Annotated in this window: 16 protein-coding genes; 6 read left to right on the plus strand and 10 right to left on the minus strand. The window is 63.3% G+C overall.

Annotated elements, in window-relative coordinates; translation table 11 throughout:
• The first annotated feature begins 98 nt into the window (after positions 1-98).
• A complete protein-coding gene (locus AC0CMF_RS01565; RefSeq protein WP_472480847.1) occupies positions 99-566 on the plus strand; it encodes a DUF4265 domain-containing protein in 468 nt (155 codons plus the stop codon).
• Positions 567-677: 111 nt separating this feature from the next.
• Here AC0CMF_RS01565 and AC0CMF_RS01570 read toward each other — a convergent pair whose 3' ends face one another.
• From AC0CMF_RS01570 to AC0CMF_RS01610, 9 genes are all read right to left on the minus strand, one after another.
• Positions 678-2,729 carry a sensor histidine kinase gene (locus tag AC0CMF_RS01570; protein ID WP_374630288.1) on the minus strand — a complete coding sequence of 684 codons (2,052 nt, stop codon included), beginning with the start codon at positions 2,727-2,729 and terminating at the stop codon, positions 678-680.
• Complete coding sequence (locus tag AC0CMF_RS01575; RefSeq protein WP_374630287.1) at positions 2,722-4,146, minus strand: sigma-54-dependent transcriptional regulator; 1,425 nt, start codon at positions 4,144-4,146, stop codon at positions 2,722-2,724. The genes AC0CMF_RS01570 and AC0CMF_RS01575 overlap by 8 nt, the downstream gene beginning before the upstream one ends.
• A gap of 104 nt (positions 4,147-4,250) precedes the next feature.
• Positions 4,251-5,306 carry a YeiH family protein gene (locus tag AC0CMF_RS01580; protein ID WP_374630286.1) on the minus strand — a complete coding sequence of 352 codons (1,056 nt, stop codon included), beginning with the start codon at positions 5,304-5,306 and terminating at the stop codon, positions 4,251-4,253.
• Positions 5,307-5,909: 603 nt separating this feature from the next.
• Positions 5,910-6,968, minus strand: coding sequence for a TRAP transporter substrate-binding protein (locus AC0CMF_RS01585; protein WP_094461871.1), 1,059 nt, complete (start codon positions 6,966-6,968; stop codon positions 5,910-5,912).
• 23 nt (positions 6,969-6,991) lie between these two features.
• A complete protein-coding gene (locus tag AC0CMF_RS01590) occupies positions 6,992-8,281 on the minus strand; it encodes a TRAP transporter large permease (RefSeq protein WP_050473165.1) in 1,290 nt (429 codons plus the stop codon).
• Positions 8,281-8,871 (minus strand): TRAP transporter small permease, encoded by a 591-nt coding sequence (locus AC0CMF_RS01595; protein ID WP_209004853.1) that lies wholly within the window; start codon positions 8,869-8,871, stop codon positions 8,281-8,283. The genes AC0CMF_RS01590 and AC0CMF_RS01595 overlap by 1 nt, the downstream gene beginning before the upstream one ends.
• Positions 8,872-8,933: 62 nt before the next feature.
• The gene (locus AC0CMF_RS01600) at positions 8,934-9,464 is read right to left on the minus strand and encodes a flavin reductase family protein (protein WP_374630285.1); all 531 of its coding nucleotides are present in this window, start codon (positions 9,462-9,464) and stop codon (positions 8,934-8,936) included.
• A complete protein-coding gene (locus tag AC0CMF_RS01605) occupies positions 9,464-10,357 on the minus strand; it encodes an aldo/keto reductase (protein WP_050473167.1) in 894 nt (297 codons plus the stop codon). Before AC0CMF_RS01605 ends, AC0CMF_RS01600 begins: the two co-directional genes overlap by 1 nt.
• A complete protein-coding gene (locus tag AC0CMF_RS01610; protein WP_472480851.1) occupies positions 10,357-11,514 on the minus strand; it encodes an LLM class flavin-dependent oxidoreductase in 1,158 nt (385 codons plus the stop codon). The genes AC0CMF_RS01605 and AC0CMF_RS01610 overlap by 1 nt, the downstream gene beginning before the upstream one ends.
• A 120-nt stretch (positions 11,515-11,634) precedes the next feature.
• Between AC0CMF_RS01610 and AC0CMF_RS01615 the strand changes: the two genes are divergently transcribed.
• The 4 genes from AC0CMF_RS01615 to AC0CMF_RS01630 all read left to right on the plus strand — a co-directional run bounded on the left by AC0CMF_RS01615 (position 11,635) and on the right by AC0CMF_RS01630 (position 14,794).
• On the plus strand, positions 11,635-12,339 hold the full coding sequence (locus AC0CMF_RS01615) for a GntR family transcriptional regulator (RefSeq protein WP_058899677.1): 705 nt from the start codon (positions 11,635-11,637) through the stop codon (positions 12,337-12,339).
• Between the two features lie 11 nt (positions 12,340-12,350).
• Complete coding sequence (locus AC0CMF_RS01620; RefSeq protein WP_374630584.1) at positions 12,351-13,460, plus strand: Gfo/Idh/MocA family protein; 1,110 nt, start codon at positions 12,351-12,353, stop codon at positions 13,458-13,460.
• Between the two features lie 531 nt (positions 13,461-13,991).
• Positions 13,992-14,426, plus strand: a complete 435-nt coding sequence (locus AC0CMF_RS01625; RefSeq protein WP_019964721.1) for an RbsD/FucU family protein — start codon at positions 13,992-13,994, stop codon at positions 14,424-14,426.
• Positions 14,427-14,602: 176 nt separating this feature from the next.
• Positions 14,603-14,794, plus strand: a complete 192-nt coding sequence (locus tag AC0CMF_RS01630) for a hypothetical protein (RefSeq protein ID WP_374630587.1) — start codon at positions 14,603-14,605, stop codon at positions 14,792-14,794.
• Positions 14,795-14,929: 135 nt separating this feature from the next.
• Here AC0CMF_RS01630 and AC0CMF_RS01635 read toward each other — a convergent pair whose 3' ends face one another.
• A complete protein-coding gene (locus tag AC0CMF_RS01635) occupies positions 14,930-15,694 on the minus strand; it encodes an IclR family transcriptional regulator (RefSeq protein ID WP_058899679.1) in 765 nt (254 codons plus the stop codon).
• Between the two features lie 183 nt (positions 15,695-15,877).
• Here AC0CMF_RS01635 and AC0CMF_RS01640 point away from each other — a divergent pair, with 183 nt between their 5' ends.
• Positions 15,878-16,615 carry an SDR family oxidoreductase gene (locus AC0CMF_RS01640; protein ID WP_374630589.1) on the plus strand — a complete coding sequence of 246 codons (738 nt, stop codon included), beginning with the start codon at positions 15,878-15,880 and terminating at the stop codon, positions 16,613-16,615.
• Positions 16,616-16,649: the final 34 nt, after the last annotated feature.

Below are 16,649 nucleotides of genomic sequence, written 5' to 3' on the forward strand. Positions count from 1 at the left end.
CAATGTAACCAGTAATCCGTGCCGCTTGAGCCTGCCTCAAAACGCTGCGCTGTCAGTGGAATGCCGTATCTGTACTCGCCAACACACGGGGAGAAAACATGAAATACAAAGCTGGTGGATACATGGCCGTACATTTAACGCCTATTTGGCGTGAACGAGCAAACCTTGTCTTTGCAGCCCATCACGGTACAAAGGATGGGAAGAATGAATGGGAGCAGCTATGGGGGGCAGAGATTACACCTACACGATGTCTGGTGTGCTGCATTCCGTTCTTTGTACATGATGTGTCTCTGGGTGATGAAGTTGAGATAGACGAAAACTTCGTATTGCAACGGGTAATTCAGCGATCCGGTCAAGTAACATTTCGAGTATGGTTCGGGGATGGATGGGTGAATAATCGAGAAATTATTTTACGAGAGGTTGAAGATATGAAGATATTGATGGAGTTTTATTCTGAAAACTTGCTTGCATTAAGCGTTTTTCACGACGGCGCTCAGGAGGTTGCAGATTACCTTCATTTACAGGAGCAGCATGGCCTCCTTCGGTATGAAACCGGTCGCAGTTGAAAGCTCATAGAAGTCGGCATAATAACTCCGAATATAATATAATTCACGTCAATGAAGTTCAAAATATCTAGCGTGTCGGAGAATTCGAAGAGGTCCGTCTTCCTCCCCCCCTCACACCGCCTCCGGCAAGAAGATCGTGAACGTCGTTCCTTCGCCGGGGATGCTCTGGACGGTGATGCGGCCGTTCTGGCGTTCGACCAGTTTCTGGCAGATGGACAGGCCAAGGCCGGAGCCGGTGGCGCTGGAACCGGAGCCGGGAGCGGGGCGGGTGGTGAAGAAGGGCTCGAAGATGCGGGCCTGCACTTCGGCGCTCATGCCGGTGCCGGTGTCTGCCACCGTGAAGCGTACGCCGGAATGGCCGGCTTCTTCGGCGTCCTCGCATGCGAGCCGCAGCCGTCCGCCACCGGGCATGGCGTGGACGGCGTTGACGATGAGATTGATCAGCACCTGCTGAAGCTCGGTGCGATTGATCAGCACCTGCCGGGTGGAGAAGGGCTCCAGCGTGACGCTGACACCGGCCTTTTTCAGAAGATGCTGCACCAGCGGCAGGCAGCCTTCGAGGGCTTCGGCGGGATCTGTGCGCTCGGTCCAGCCGGCGAATTCCTCCGGCCTTGCAAACTGCAGGAGGCGGGTGACGATGAGGTGGATGCGGTGCACCTGCTCGTCCAGCAGGCGGAACTCGGTGGCAGCTTCCACCGCCCGGTCACCCATCACCTGCCGCAGCACATCGAGATTGCCCTGGATGACGGCCACCGGATTGTTGATCTCATGGGCGACGCCTGCGGTGATCTCGCCGATGGCGGCGAGTTTTTCCGAAACGATGAGCTGGCGGGTGGCGGCTTCCAGCTGCAGGTTGGATTGTTCCAGCTCGCGGGTGCGCTCGGCGACGCGGGCGTTGAGCTGTTCGTTCCATTGGCGCAGGGCCGCGTCCCGCTCCTGCACGAGATCCAGCAGGTGGTCGAGCAGATGCGCCACGCGGGTGATCTCGTCCTGACCGGCCCCGCCGCCCTGCGGCTGGGGGGCGTGGGTGCGGGCGCCCATGTCGCCTGCCTCGACACGGGAAATGGTGCCGGCCATCTTCTCCAGCGGCCGGAAGATCGCCCGCGCCCAGCGCAGGAAAATGGGAACGGTGATTGTGCCGATGGCCAGAAGTGCAAGGACGACCAGCAGCACCGTCTGCTGCCGCGCCTGCGTGAAGGGCGTTTCCAGAAAGCCCACATAGAGCATGCCGGCGCGCTGGCCCTCGCTGTCGAGGATCGGCTCATAGGCGGAGATGTACCAGTCGTTGACGACGAAGGCGCTGGCCCGCCAGGTGATGCCATCGTCCAGCACGGTCTTGCGCACGGCATCCGACACCCGCGTGCCCAGCGCGCGCTTGCCCTCGAACAGGCGCACATTGGTGCTGATGCGCACGTCATCGAGAAACAGGGTCGCCGTGCCCTCGCTGCCTTCCGGCAGGCTGCCCTGCCGGTAGACGAGATCATTGATCGTGTCGATGAAGACGAGGTTCTGGTTGAGGAGCAGGCCTCCGGTGAGCGCGGCCTTGCGGCCATCGGCAAGCGTGACCGGGGTGGCGGCCAGAATGACCATGCCCCTATCTTCGGTCTTGCGCGGGCTGGGGGCGGCGTTGGCGGTGGGCACGATGTCAAGCTTTGCGCGCGCCGCAAGCTCCGGCGACAGCCGTTCAAGATCCGGGCCGGAGAGAATGGTGATGCCGGTGCGGGCGGTGCCTTCCAGCGCGCTGGCGATGACCGGGGACGGTTGTTGCGGCAGCCGGAGTTCCGGGCTGCTGGCGGCAATCAGCGCGCCCGAGGCGTCGGTGAGATAGAGATAGTCGAGGCCGAGGGTGGTCTTTTCCTGCGCCAGCAGATCCGCCAGTGCAGGACCAGAGGCGGCGCTCTGGAAGCGGGCGGACTGGGCGATGGCGGTCAGCCGCTCGCCGTTGGTTTCCATCAGCCTTGCGAGATATTGCCGGGCGATGGTGAGGTCGGCGCTCACCTTGTTGATCAAGACTTCGCTGAACTTGGTGTTCCAGCGCAGCATGATGCCGCCGGCCACCAGCGGCACGATGACCAGCATGGGCAGAAGCGCAATCGCCAGCAGGCGGAAACGGACGGAGCGGGACGGGCGTACGCGCTCCAGTGGGGCGGCTGGCTCAGACATTCCAGTCCCTGAGCCGCCGGTCGATGGTCTTGCGCGAGATGCCGAGAAGGTTTGCGGCCGCATCCCGGTCGCCGCCGCAGCGCTCCAGCGTGCCCAGAATGTGGCTGCGCTCCATGTCTGCCAGCGTCAGGGCGCCAATTGCTTCCGGGGCAGGGCCGGAGCCTGAAGGCTGTCCGGCCATGGAGGGCGTTGGCGCGGTGCGCAGGAAATCCGGTGGAAAGCGGCCAAGGATCAGGCTGCGCTCGATGAAATTGCGCAGCTCGCGCACATTGCCCGGCCAGTCATAGGCGGCAATCGCCCGGCGCACCTCTTCGGTGAGCGGCAGCGGCGGGGTGCCGAGCTGCAGCGACAGCTTCTGCATGAACAGGTCCGCCAGATCGAGCGCATCGCGTCCGCGCTCCTTCAGGGGCGGCATGTGCAGACTGACGATGTTGATGCGGAAGAAGAGGTCGGCCCGGAAGCGCCCTTCCGCCACCGCTTTCTCCAGATCCACATTGGTGGCAAAGACAAAGCGCAGATCGACCGGCAGCTCGCGTTCGGCGCCGACGGGGCGCACCTTGCGGTCTTCCAGCACACGCAGCAGCTTGCCTTGGGTCGGAAGCGGCAGATCGCCGATCTCGTCCAGAAACAGCGTGCCGCCGCGGGCATGCAGGAACAGCCCCTCACGGCCATTCTGCGCGCCGGTGAAGGCGCCCTTCACATGGCCGAAAAGCTCGCTCTCCACCATGTCGGAGGGCATGGCCGCGCAGTTGACCGGAACGAAGGGCTTGGCCGCCCGGTCGGACAGCTCATGGATCATGCGCGCCGCCACTTCCTTGCCCGTGCCGGACTGGCCGGTCAGCAGCACGGAGGAGGGGAGCGGGGCAACGCGGGCGATGGTGGCGCGGATGTCCTCGATGGCGGGAGATTCGCCGATCAGCTTGTCGCGCAGGAGAATGAGATCGGAGCTTGCCTTCAGCTCATGGCGCAGCACCGTGTTTTCCCGCTGCAGCTGCATCCGGTCGAGGCAGCGGGCCACCGCATTGAGGATCTGGTTGGAGCGGAAGGGCTTCAGCACGAAATCCGCCGCGCCCGCCTGCAGCGCCTGAATGGCCGTCTCGAGGTCGGCATAGGCGGTGATCAGGATGGCGGCGGGCAGAAAGCCGGTGTCGCGCTGCTCGGCCAGCCAGTCGACGCCGCGCTGGCCGCCCATGATATTGTCGAGGATGACGATATCGAAATGCGCTGCATCCAGCAGGCCTGTGGCCTCTTCGACGCTGGCGGCCAGATCCAGATGGCGGCAGCGCGGGCGCAGGGTCCGGTCAAGGAAGTTGCGCATGCCCGGCTCGTCATCGATGACGAGGATCGAGGCTTCCCTCAGCGCCTGATCAAAGCCCGTCTTCGGCGCAGCGCTGGCCAGTGCCGTGCTGGTGTTCATTCTCCCCTCCCATGCTGCCTGCTTGCGGCGTTTTGTTCGCCCCCCATGAAGCAGCAGACCGTGACCCTCGCAAAACTGGCAGGCAAGGGCAAGGGCGGAGAGCCTTAATGCAGCCGGTCGAGCGGCAGGAACTCGACGCAGATCAGGATGAAGCCTGCGAGGAACACGGTTTCGGCCACCAGCAGCGCAATGGCGCGGCGGCCGACGCTCATGATGTTGGGCAGGGAGGTCTTGACGCCGACCGCGCCGATGGCCGCCAGCAGCGCCCAGCGGGAGGCCGCATTGGCGCCTTCTGCGACGAAGGCCGGGATTTCGATGAGGGAATTGAGGATGGCCAGCGCCAGAAAGCCGAGGACGAACAGCGGCACCAGCGGCGGGCGCTTGGCACCGGAGGGCACGGAGCGACGGAAGGCGAGGGCGATCAGCAGCACCACGGGCGCCAGCATGGTGACGCGGATCAGCTTCACCAGCACGGCCATGTCACCCGCCGTGTCGGACACGGAGAAGCCCGCACCCACCACCTGTGCCACATCGTGGATCGTTGCGCCGAGGAAGACGCCGGTGACCGGATCACTCATGCCCAGAGCGGAGGCGATGATGGGGTAGCCGATCATGGCGAGTGTGGACAGCATGGTGACGCCGAAGACGGCAAACACCATGTCGCGCTCGGCCTCGCTGGCGGACTTGCGCGGCAGCACGGCGGCGATGGCCATGGCGGCGGACGCCCCGCAGATGGCGACGGCACCGCCCGTGAGCAGGCCGAAGCGGCTTTCCTGCCCGACGAGGCGCGAGACGGCCATGCCGAAGCCGATGGTCAGGGCAACGGCTGCGGCCAGCACCAGCAGCATGGGCAGTCCGAGATCGGCAAACATGCCGAGGCTGATCCTGAGGCCGAGCAGCGTGATCCCGGCGCGCAGGAGGGTTTTCGCGGCAAATTCCAGTCCCGGCAGCATGCGCGGGTCATCGGAGAGGAAATGCAGCGCCAGCCCGATGAGGATCGCCAGCAGCATGGCCGGTGCGCCGTAATGCTCCGACAGGAAGGCGGAGGCGAGCGCGATCAGCACGGCGATGGAAAGGCCGGGGAAGCGCAGGCGCATGCGCGCCGCAAGCGAAGTCTCTCCGTCCTTTTCGGCTGGAAAGGCCTGATCTGGAGTGGCCATGATGTGAACCTTCAGGATTGGGCGCAAAAGAGACGCACCGGATGTTCCGGTGCCTGTCTTGAGGGCCGTTGTTTTTGCGGGGCAGGCAATTTCGTTTCAGGGCAGGTGAAAGGATATCTTATCCGGGCCTGTTTGCGGTTGCGGTTTGTGGCTGGTATCTACGGCAAGGCGTTTCAGCCCCCTCCCTCTTGTGCGGCATTGTTTACAACAGACAGCCAGTCAGGCTCCCCGGTTACGGTTTGAGGAAAGGCTGCGTTCTGGTCATTCCTGCAAGGCGTTTCAGCCCCCCTCCCCCTCGTGGGGAGGGGGTAGGGGTGGGGGGAAAGGCCTTTCCGGCTGGCAGAGTATTCATTGATTCCAGACAGTTACTCCTCTTCAGGAAACGTTCGGTTTTTGGGACCCTTGCAGGTTCAGAGCCCCCCACCCCTTACCCCTCCCCACGAGGGGGGCGGACGCGCACTGCCATAAACCAGATGCAGCTCTGTGGGGTTCTCTCTGCAACTGATATTTTAAACCGGCGCATTTCAGAGAAAGGCCACTCCGGCCATATCGGAGGCCCCCCAAAAGCAGGACGGAGAGGGCTCCGTCCTGCAGGATCCACTATCAGTCGGCCGTTTCGGCGGCACGCTCGGCGTTGACCTGTTCTTCGGCTTCGGCCACGGCGGTGGTGAACATGGCGAAGACTTCCTCGCCGCCCGTGACCTTGGTCTTGAACCAGTCGAACACCGGCGTGACGGCCTCCTTGAAGGCGGCCTTTTCTTCAGCCGTCGGCACGTAGATCTCGCCGCCGGCTTTCAGGAAATCCTGATAGGCGGCGATTTCCTTGCGCTTCGGGCTGGCGAAGGTGGCCTGCTGCAGGGCGGCGAAGCCATCGGCGACAATCGTGCGCTGTTCCGGTGTCAGCGACAGGAAACGCTCGTTCGACATCCACCAGAAGGCGCCCATGTAGGAGTGGCCATCCAGGGTGATGTATTTCACGCCCGCGTCGGTGAACTTCATGTTCATGATGTCGGTGATGCCGTTGGCCGTGCCTTCGACAACGCCGGTCTGCAGGGCGGTGAAGAGTTCCGGCCACGGAACGGGCGTGGGAGAAGCGCCGACGGCGGTGGCCACCTGCTGCGGCAGGTCGGCCGGCACGGTGCGCATCTTCAGACCCTTGAGGTCTGCCGGGGTCTTCACCGTGCCCCTGGTGTTGGCATAGTTGCGCCAGCCGCCGGTGTTGCCGATGGTCATCAGGCGGATGGTGTTGCCGCTGTCGGCCAGTGCCTTGGCGCGCAGCTCGCGGGTGAAGGGGCCGGTCAGCACGGTTTCGGCCACCCGGTCATCGCTCATCAGATAGGGCAGGTCCAGCACCTGGATATAGGGGAAGAGACCCGCCGCACCGCCGGAGGTGGAGATGTAGATGTCGATGTTGCCGTCGGCGACGCCCTGAAGGCATTCCTCGCCGGTGGCGCAGAGCTGGGTGCCGATGAACAGCTCCACGGCAATCGCGCCGTTCGAGGCATTCTCGACGTAGTTCTTGAAGACGACGAGGCCGTCATAGTCCTCGTCATCCGTGTTGGAATTGGCGGTGGCGCGCAGGGTGATGTCTGCGGCCTGCGCCATGGTGGCCATGGACAGCGTGCTGGCCAGCAGCACGGTCTTCAGAAGTGCCTTGAGCATTCAGTTCCTCCCTTTCACTCAAGTCAGTTCACGAACCCCAGAAGGCGGGGGACGGTGAGGCAGATGGCGGGGAAGTAGGTGATCAGGAAGATCACGGCCACTTCCGCCGCCAGGAACGGCAGCGTTGCCCGGGCAATGGTCTCCACCCTCAGGCCCGAGACGGACGAGGTGACGAAGAGTACGAGGCCCATGGGCGGGGTGAGCAGGCCAACGGTGAGGTTCACCGCCATGATGATGGCAAAATGGATCGGGTCCACGCCCATGGAGGTGAAGATGGGTCCTAGGATCGGCCCGAGGATGATGATGGCGGGCCCCGCATCGAGGAACATGCCGACGATGAAGAGCAGCACGTTGATCAGGAACAGCAGCACCAGCGGGTTGTTGCTGAGGCCGAGGATGATATCGGCCAGCAGTTCCGGCGTGTGGGCAAGGCTGGCCACGGTCTTGAAGGCCATGGCGGCGCCCACCAGCAGCAGAACGACGGCGGAGGTCATGCCGGCGCGGGTCAGCACGTCCGGGATCTCGCGCAGCTTCAGCGTGCGCATGACGAAGAGGCCGATGAAGAAGGCATAGCCCACCGCTACGGCCGAGGCTTCCGTCGGCGTGAAGACGCCGCCCAGAATGCCGCCGAGAATGATCACCGGCGTCAGCAGCGGCCAGAAGGCCGCGAGACTGGCTTTGCCTCTATCTCCCCATGAGGCGCGGGCGGTGGCGGCGGGCAGGTTTTCCCGGTCCGCCTGCAGCCAGACGATGACCATCAGACTGAGACCAATGAGAATGCCCGGCACGATGCCCGCAAGGAACAGGGCGGCAACGCTCTGGTTCATCACATAGGCATAGATGATCATGATGCCGGAGGGCGGAATGATCGGGCCGATGATGGAGGAGGCGGCTGTGACGGCGGCGGCAAAGCGCCGGGTGTAGCCCTGCTTTTCCATGGCCGGGATCAGCATGGAGCCCAGCGCCGAGACATCCGCCACCGCCGAGCCGGAAAGCCCGGAAAAGAGCATGGAGGACATGATGTTCACATGCGCCAGCCCGCCGCGCAGGTGGCCGATCATGGCCTGCGCAAATTCCACGAGGCGCATGGTGATGCCGGCCCGGTTCATCAGCTCGCCCGCGAGCATGAAGAAGGGGATCGCCATCAGCGGGAAGCTGTCCATGCCGTTGTAGACATTGCGGTAGAGCAGGGCGATTTCGCGCTCCTGGCCATTGGCCCAGAGCAGGGCGGCGGGCGCCATGATGAGGCCGAAGACCACGGGCAGGCCGAGGAACAGCAGCAGGAGGAAGAGCGGCAGGAAAAGGCTGAGCATCACTCCGCTCCCAGAGACTGAGTTTCGGTAATCGGTGCAAGCTGGCGTTCACCGCCCATGAGCGTGATGAGGCTGCGCAGGATCAGCTCGATGCAGACGGCGAACATCGCCGTGCAGCCAACCGCGAGCGAGGCCATCATCCACGCGCGGGGCACCTTCATCCACACGGAGAGGTCCAGCGTCACGGGCACGGAAATCGCCGCCATTGCAAAGCGTCCGCCGATGCCGGTGACTTCCTTCCAGCCCAGCCGTGTGGCGTAGAACAGGAGGCCGGCAATCAGGAGGAGCAGAACGAGATTGAGCACTCCGGCCACGAGGCGCGGCAGCAGGACCACCAGCATGTCGATGCCGACGAAGCCGCCCCGGCGGAAGGCCGTGGGCACCATCAGGCCGGTCATCCAGAGCATGAGGAAACGTGCCGCCTCTTCCGTCCAGGCCGGGGCGTCGTTGAGCACGTAACGGAAAAACACCTGGATCAGGATGATGATGACCATCAGCCCGACGCAGCCTGCCCCGATCCAGCGGCCTGCGGCCAGCGCCGCGCCGTTGACAAGGCTGAGGTATCTGGCAAGTGCCAGAATGAACGCCATCATTTTCCTCCCACCAGCCGCGGTCTCCCGGCGCGGCTGCCACACCCGAATGGCCTGGTCTCTCAGGTTATTCTGGCAAACCGTCCGAAAGCGCCCTGCGAGAAGCAAAGCGGTGCGCCATCGCGCTGTGCCACGCGTAGCACCCGCCCTATGACAATTGAATGGTCCCCGCCATCGTGCACGGCTTGCAGGGCACACTCGAAGCGGGCGAGGGTGCCGGGGATGACCGGCGCGCCTTCCGCATTGAACTGCCATGCCAGCCCGTCGAAGGCGGTGCCGCCCCGGGTGAAGCTGGTGCTGAGCCCGTCCTGCTCCTCGCCCAGCACATGGATGGCGAAATGCGCGGCGGTGGTGAAGCCGCCGTGCTTGGATGAGCTTTTTGCCGGCGACCAGAGCACCAGCGGCGGGTCCAGCGACAGCGAGGTGAAGCTGTTGGCCGTCATGCCCATGGGGCCCTGATCGCCCATCGCCGTCACCACGGTGACGCCCGTGGCGAAGGTGCCCAGCGCAGTGCGGAACTCGCGCGATGTCTCCGCGCCCGGCACGAACAGCCGCTCATCCCGTCCGGAGAGGTGTCCGTTTGCCGCCATCATCACGGAACATTCCTGCCGATGGCGAGGGTGTAGAGCTCGAACCAGGTCTGCCGGTCCATCTCCACCTTGGCTGCCTCGCCGATCTTGCTGATCCGCTCGATGTTGTTGGTGCCCATCACCGGGATGATCCGCGCCGGATGGCGCAGCAGCCAGGCGACCGCAACGGCGGTGGCATCAACGCCCTGCGCCGCGCCGATCCGCTCCAGTGCTGCCAGAAGCTGGCGGTTGTCCTCGCCGAAGAGCGAGCCGCCGCCCAGCGGTGACCAGGCCATGGGCGCAATCGAGCGTTCCTGCAGATAGGCCAGATCGCCGTTGATGAAACACTCAGGCGCCACAAGGCTGATCTCGATCTGGTTGGTGACGAGCTTGCTGCTCATCGCCGACTGCAGCAGCGAGAAATCCCAGGGGCGGAAGTTGGAGACGCCAACGCTGCGCACCTTGCCGGAAGCCACAAGGCCATCCAGCGCCTTGCCGGTTTCCTCGTGGTCGATCAGCGGATCGGGGCGGTGGATCAGCAGGAGGTCGATCCGGTCCGTGCCCATGTCGCGCAAGGAGGCTTCGACCGAGGCGGTGATGTGACCTTCGGTGGTGTCGTAGTACTTCACCCGGCGGTCTGCATAGCGGCCAACCGGCGCGACAATGCCGCATTTGCTGACGAGTTCCACCTTGTCGCGCAGCTGCGGCGACGCCTTCAGCGCACCGCCGAGGATCGCCTCTGCCGTGTAGCCGCCGTAAATGTCGGCCTGATCCAGCGTGGTGATGCCCTGCGCCAGACAGCTTTCGATCTTGGCCTGAACATGCGCCGGGCTGGTGTTGCTGTCGTCGCCGATGCGCCACATGCCATAGACGATGCGGCTGAGGCTCAGGTCCTTGGTGAGGTCAATGCGGTTCATCAGCGGCGTTCTCCCACGCCCAGCGGAGTGGCGGGCGTTTCGCTTGGCACACGGCCATATTCATGGGGCAGGGAACAGGTCTTGAGCTGCGGCAGGACCTTGGTTCCGAAGTGACCGGCTTCATCGAGATGCGGATAGCCGGAGAAGATAAAGGCACGGATGCCCATCTTCCGGTAGGATTCAATTTCCGACAGCACCTGATCGGTGGAGCCGACGAGTGCCGCACCGCAGCCGGAGCGGGCCCGGCCAATGCCGGTCCACAGATGCGGCTCGATGTAGCCGAACTTGTCCGCCAGTTCGCGGGCGCGGGCCTGATGGGCAACGCCCAGCGAGATGGAATCGTGGGCGCGGTCGCGGATCAGCTTGCCGTATTCATCATCGAGCTTCGAGACAAGATGCTCGGCATATTCGCGCGCTTCGGCTTCCGTGTCGCGGACGATCATGTGGACGCGCAGGCCATAGTCGAGGGTGCGGCCATGGGTGGCGGCGCGTGCATGCACGGCCTTCATCCGCTCCGCCAGCTGGTCCTTCGTCTCGGGCCACATCAGATAGACGTCGCACTGGGCGCCGCACAGCTCCAGCGCATCCGGCGAGTAGCCGCCGAAATAGAGCAGGGGGCCGCCGTTCTGCTGATAGGGCCGCGCCGGTTCTGTCGAAACGCCCTTGAACTGATAGACCTCGCCCTCATGGTCGATGGTCTCGCGCGTCCAGGCCTGCCGCAGGATCTGAACCACCTCGTGGCTGCGCTTGTAGCGGTAGGCGCTGTCGGCGACTTCTCCGGGGAAATCGGAGCTGATGACGTTGAGCGTCAGGCGGCCCTTCAGCATGTGATCGAGCGTTGCCACCGTGCGCGCCAGCATGATGGGCTGCATTTCGCCGCAGCGGATGGCCGCCAGCATGTTGATGCGCTCCGTGATGGGCGCGCAGCCGGCCACGAAGCTCAGCGTGTCCTGCCCCACCTGATAGGACGAGGGGCACAGGATGTTGCGGAAGCCGAGGCTTTCCGCCTTCTGCACGATGGAGGAGCAGTGCTCCCAGCTGGAGCGCAGGCTGCCGTCCGGCACGCCGAGATAGGCGTAATCATCGGAACAAAGAGCCGCAAACCAGGACACTTCGGATGCGTCGAGATCGGCGGAGGTCACGGGAACAACGGTCATCATACTCCCCTTTTGAGCCGCAGTTTCCACTTGCGTAACACCTGCATTGATGTAAATCAATAGTGTATCAATTTTCTTGTGACCCACTCCTCGAACACCTCATCCCACGGCCGGAGCGCGATGACACAGAGCAAGGGCAGCCTTCCGATCTACATGCAGATCGCCGAATTGCTGGTGCGCGATATTGCTGCCGGACGGCTGATCGACGGCATGCGCCTGCCGCCGGAACGGGACATGGCGGCGGAGATGGGCATTGCTGTCGGAACCCTGCGCAAGGCCTTGGCGGAATTGCAAAATCGCGGACTGCTGGAGCGCGTTCAGGGCTCGGGAAACTACATCCGGGCGGTGAGTGACCCGAAGAGCCTTTACGCCATGTTCCGGCTGGAACTGATCAAGGGCGGCGGCCTGCCGACGGCGGAGGTGTTGTCCGTCACCCGGCAGGCCAAGCCGGATTACCTGCCGCCTTTCGGGCAGGGCAGTGAAGGCCACCGCATCCGCCGCCTGCGCCGCCTTTCGGGGCAGATTGCAGCTGTCGAGGAGATCTGGCTCGACGGCTCCTATGTGCAGCACGTGACGGCAGAAGAGCTGTCGGAGTCGCTCTATCTCTTCTATCGCACCCGGCTCGGCCTGTGGATCGTCAAGGCCGAGGATCAGGTGGGGCTGGATCATGTGCCGGACTGGGCGCCTGCCAATTTCGGCCATGCGCCGGGTGCGCCGGTGCCGCACATCCTTCGCATCAGTCATGGACAGGACGGGCAGCGGGCGGAGGTTTCCCGCACCTGGTTCGATCATAACGTGGCGCGCTACGTGGCGCGTCTGAAATAGGGGGAAATACCTTGAGCCTGACGTATGGAATCATCGGCTGCGGCATGATGGGGCAGGAGCATCTGCGCAACATTGCCCTGCTGGAGGGGGCGTCTGTTGCCGCAATCTACGAGCCCGATGCAGACATGCGCGCCCGTGCCGCCGCAGCTGTGCCCGGCGCCCGGATGGTGGACTCGGTCGCCGATCTTCTGGAGGTGCCGCAGATCAACTGCCTGCTGATCGCCAGCCCCAATTTCCTGCATCTCAGCCAGCTCGAGGAAATCGCCTCCGTGCGGCCACTGCCGGTGATCGTGGAAAAGCCGCTGTTCACCGCACCGGAAGATGCCCCGCGTCTTGCCGCCCTGCGCGCTGCCTATCCCGCGCCCATCTGGGTGGCGATGGAGTACCGCTACATGCCCCCGGTCGCCAGGATGATCGAGGAAGCGGACAAGGTGACCGGCGGCATCCGCATGCTGACGATCCGCGAGCACCGCTTTCCGTTCCTTGAAAAGGTCGGCGACTGGAACCGCTTCAACCGCAACACCGGCGGCACGCTGGTGGAAAAGTGCTGCCACTTCTTCGATCTCATGCGGCACATCCTGAAGTCCGATCCGGTGCGGGTGATGGCCTCCGGCGGGCAGGCGGTGAACCATCTGGACGAGGTCTATGCGGGCGAGCGGTCTGACATCTGGGACCATGCCTATGTGATCGTCGATTTCGCCTCCGGTGCCCGCGCCATGCTGGAGCTTTGCATGTTCGCGGAAGGCTCGCGCTATCAGGAGGAGATTTCCGCTGTCGGGCCGAAGGGCAAGATCGAATGCCTCGTTCCGGGTCCGGGCCGCTTCTGGCCGGAGCATCTGGGCGAACCGCCGGTGCCGCAGGTCATCGTTTCGCCGCGACACCCGCAGGGGCCCGTGGTGCTGGAAGTGCCGGTCGATCCGCAGCTCCTGGATGCCGGCGACCACAACGGCTCCACCTTCTACCAGCACCTGCGCTTCCAGAAGGCCGTCACCGCCGGTGCGCCGGTTGAAGTGGCGCTGAAGGATGGCTGGTGGGCCGTCGCCATGGGCCTCGCCGCCCAGCAATCCGCCATGACCGGCAAGGCCGTGGACATTGCAAGCCTGGCCTACACGCCGGGGTGAATGCCCCCGGCGGTGGTTTGCAGCCTTGCTCCGTGTCATCCCGGTTTGCAGCGCAGCGGCAAGACCGGGATCTAGTACCCCCTGCGTCACAGATGTGAACACCGGGGCTACTGGATCCCCGCATGCGCGGGGATGACAAGATGAGAGGCCGCAGGCAGAACTGCTGTTCACACCGGGTTTTCCTCTCGCTCCGCGCCGTCCCCGCCTTGTGCGGGGACCCGTCAGGGGCGCAGGGGCTTGCGGTTTTCTCTGCGGTGGTTTGCAGCGTTGGCTCCGTGTCATCCCGGTTTGCCGCGCAGCGGCAAGACCGGGATCTAGTACCCCCGCGTCAAAGATGTGGACACCGGAGCTACTGGATCCCCGCATGCGCGGGGATGACAAGATGAGAGGCCGCGGGCAGAACTGCTGGTCAGACAGAGTTCCCTTCTCACACCGCGTCCCCGTTGACCTCATCCCGCATCCCGCTAATCTGCCGCCCGCCCGCGCAGCTGTTCAGAGATTCCAATTCTGCGGGCAGGGAGGGTTTTCGTCATGCTCAAGGGCATTCATCCGCTCATCAGCCCGGAACTGCTGATGGTTCTGGCCGCCATGGGGCATGGGGACGAGATTGCCATCGTCGATGCCAATTTTCCGGCCGAATCGACCGCCCGCCATACGGTGCATGGCGTGCCGCTGCGCATGGATTGCCCGGCGGTGAAAGCGGTGGAAGCCATTCTCACCCTGCTGCCGGTCGATACATTCGACGGCGATCCGGTCTTCACCATGCAGGTGGTGGGCGATGCTGCGGCCATTCCGCCGGTCGTGGCCGAGGCCAAGCCCCTGTTCGACGCGGAAAAAGCGTCCATGGCCTCGCTGGAGCGCTATGATTTCTACGCCCGTGCCAAGGAATGCTATGCCGTGGTCCTCACCACCGAACTGCGCGCCTATGGCAACTTCATCATCCGCAAGGGCGTAATCTTCGGGTGAAAGGAAGTCCGGGTCAGGCGAGGGACAGTTCCCCCGTCAGACCCTTCAGCCGGTCCAGAACCTCGCTGATGCTGGCGCAAGGGTCGCTGGCGGGAGCATAAAGTAAATTTGAATTTATTTTCTTCTTGTGGTTAATTGTTGTTTAATTTCAAACTTAGCGGCAGGATTTTTGTGAGATGTCTGATCTAATTTTAGTAGGTTACGCTGATAATATCGAATATCGCTGTGGTAGCTTGGATGAAGCTAAGAAAAGGGCTGCCTCTTTGGCCGAGAGCGGTAGTGGGGATATTTTTGTTGAAGTAACTCCTGAGGGGGGTGGGATTGTTCAGGTATTTTCTTACGATAGAGTGAGTGGTGATCTATGTTAATTTGTTATTTTAATTTATTTTAATAATTGTGTAAAATTTTATATCGATGTATGAGAGTTCCTTTCGCTTCGATCGTTTGTTAATTCTATGGAATTCGTCTAGGATACTGTATTAATGCCAAAAATGTAGTAAGTGCTAAGCTAGAGAGAGTTCCCCCGCTAGCACCTTCAACCGGTCCAGAACCTCGCTGATGCTGGCGCAAGGGTCGCTGGCGGGGCGGCCGAGGTAAGGGCAGGTGAGGACGGCGATGGCGTCGCCGTCCGGGGCCAGCACGGGCACGGAAATATCCTGCACGCCGAGAAGCTGGCCGCTTTCGGCAATGCGGTAACCGGCAGACCGCACCCGTTCGAGTTCCTCTTCCACCTCATGCAGGCGGGCGGTCTGGGTGCTGCTGCCCCAGGTGGCGAGCGTTTCGGCACGCCGCTCCGGGTTCTGGAAGGCGAGCAGGGCGATGCCTGAGCCGGTGTCCAGAAGATCCAGCCTTGCGCCGATGCGCACGCGGAATTCCCAGCTGTCCATCGGGCTTGCCTGCGCCACCACAACGGCGGCAGCCCGTTCCGGCACGGCGAGATGGCAGGACTGGCGGCTGTCGCGGGCGAACAGATCCAGCTTTGGCGTGGCCTGTGCCACAAGGCGGCGCACCGGCGGGTGCCGGTTGGCCAGCACGAACAGCTTCATCGACAGGGCGTAGCGGTCGCCGCCAAAGGAGCGCACCACATAGTCGCGCGCCACCAGCCGCTCCAGCATGCGGTAGATTTCCGAGGGGCTGCGGCCCATGGCCTTGACGATTTCCGCCCGCGTCATGCCGGCGGACTGCTCCGACAGCAATTCGAGAATATCGAGCCCCTTGTCCAGCGCAGGGGCGCGGTAGCGCTCAGAGCCAGTCTCCGTGTCGCTCATCTTTCAGTCCTCCCGGTCCTGCGCGGTATCTGACGCAAGGATATTCTGTTCTCTTGATCTACAGTCTTGCATATCAGTTCATTTGTGAATAGGGTGTTCGTATATGAACGGTAGCCACAAAGAGCGGCTGGTGGAGGAAAAGCCGGCGGCCGTCAGGCGGAGCCGGTATCTGGGAGGACTGCGATGCGCCTTGCAGGCAAGACTATTCTCGTGACGGCTGCCGGTCAGGGTATGGGCCGGGCTTCGGCACTGGCACTTGCTGCGGAAGGCGCGCGCGTGATTGCAACGGACCGGGATGCCTCGCTGCTGAGCGGCCTCACCGGCCTTGAAACGCTGAAGCTGGATGTGACGGACCGGGCTGCCATCGATGCGCTGGCGCGGGAGGTGGGGCCGCTGGATGGGCTGTTCAACTGCGCGGGCATGGTGCACAACGGCGCGGTGCTCGACATCACTGACGAGGACTGGGAACAGGCACTGGCGGTCAATGTAACCTCCATGATGCGCATGATCCGGGCTTTCCTGCCGGGGATGCTGGAACGGGCCGGCAAGACCGGCTCTGCATCCATTCTCAACATGGCTTCGATGGCCTCTTCCATCAAGGGATTTGTCAACCGCACTGCCTATGGCACCACCAAGGCGGCGGTGATCGGCCTGACCAAGGCCGTGGCGGCCGATTATGTGAAGCAGGGCATCCGCTGCAACGCCCTGTGCCCCGGCACGGTGGATACGCCCTCGCTGCGTGGCCGTATTGCTTCGGCGGCCGATCCGGTGCAGGCGGAGAAGGACTTCATTGCCCGCCAGCCCATGGGCCGTCTGGCAACCGTGGACGATATCACGCCGCTGGTGCTCTATCTTCTGAGCGACGAAAGCCGCTTCATGACCGGCCAGGCCGTTCTGGTGGACGGCGGCGTCACGATCTGAGCCTTGCGGGCCGGTCGAGGCCCGCAGCCATCAC

It is taken from the genome of Pannonibacter sp. CBAS1226 (genome assembly GCF_055685825.1).

Bases quoted from the DNA above. Each gene is read 5' to 3' on its own strand.
- AC0CMF_RS01565 (WP_472480847.1), top strand. From the start codon at position 99: ATGAAATACAAAGCTGGTGGATACATGGCCGTACATTTAACGCCTATT.
- AC0CMF_RS01570 (WP_374630288.1), bottom strand. From the start codon at position 2,729: ATGTCTGAGCCAGCCGCCCCACTGGAGCGCGTACGCCCGTCCCGCTCC.
- AC0CMF_RS01575 (WP_374630287.1), bottom strand. From the start codon at position 4,146: ATGAACACCAGCACGGCACTGGCCAGCGCTGCGCCGAAGACGGGCTTT.
- AC0CMF_RS01580 (WP_374630286.1), bottom strand. From the start codon at position 5,306: ATGGCCACTCCAGATCAGGCCTTTCCAGCCGAAAAGGACGGAGAGACT.
- AC0CMF_RS01585 (WP_094461871.1), bottom strand. From the start codon at position 6,968: ATGCTCAAGGCACTTCTGAAGACCGTGCTGCTGGCCAGCACGCTGTCC.
- AC0CMF_RS01590 (WP_050473165.1), bottom strand. From the start codon at position 8,281: ATGCTCAGCCTTTTCCTGCCGCTCTTCCTCCTGCTGCTGTTCCTCGGC.
- AC0CMF_RS01595 (WP_209004853.1), bottom strand. From the start codon at position 8,871: ATGGCGTTCATTCTGGCACTTGCCAGATACCTCAGCCTTGTCAACGGC.
- AC0CMF_RS01600 (WP_374630285.1), bottom strand. From the start codon at position 9,464: ATGATGGCGGCAAACGGACACCTCTCCGGACGGGATGAGCGGCTGTTC.
- AC0CMF_RS01605 (WP_050473167.1), bottom strand. From the start codon at position 10,357: ATGAACCGCATTGACCTCACCAAGGACCTGAGCCTCAGCCGCATCGTC.
- AC0CMF_RS01610 (WP_472480851.1), bottom strand. From the start codon at position 11,514: ATGACCGTTGTTCCCGTGACCTCCGCCGATCTCGACGCATCCGAAGTG.
- AC0CMF_RS01615 (WP_058899677.1), top strand. From the start codon at position 11,635: ATGACACAGAGCAAGGGCAGCCTTCCGATCTACATGCAGATCGCCGAA.
- AC0CMF_RS01625 (WP_019964721.1), top strand. From the start codon at position 13,992: ATGCTCAAGGGCATTCATCCGCTCATCAGCCCGGAACTGCTGATGGTT.
- AC0CMF_RS01630 (WP_374630587.1), top strand. From the start codon at position 14,603: ATGTCTGATCTAATTTTAGTAGGTTACGCTGATAATATCGAATATCGC.
- AC0CMF_RS01635 (WP_058899679.1), bottom strand. From the start codon at position 15,694: ATGAGCGACACGGAGACTGGCTCTGAGCGCTACCGCGCCCCTGCGCTG.
- AC0CMF_RS01640 (WP_374630589.1), top strand. From the start codon at position 15,878: ATGCGCCTTGCAGGCAAGACTATTCTCGTGACGGCTGCCGGTCAGGGT.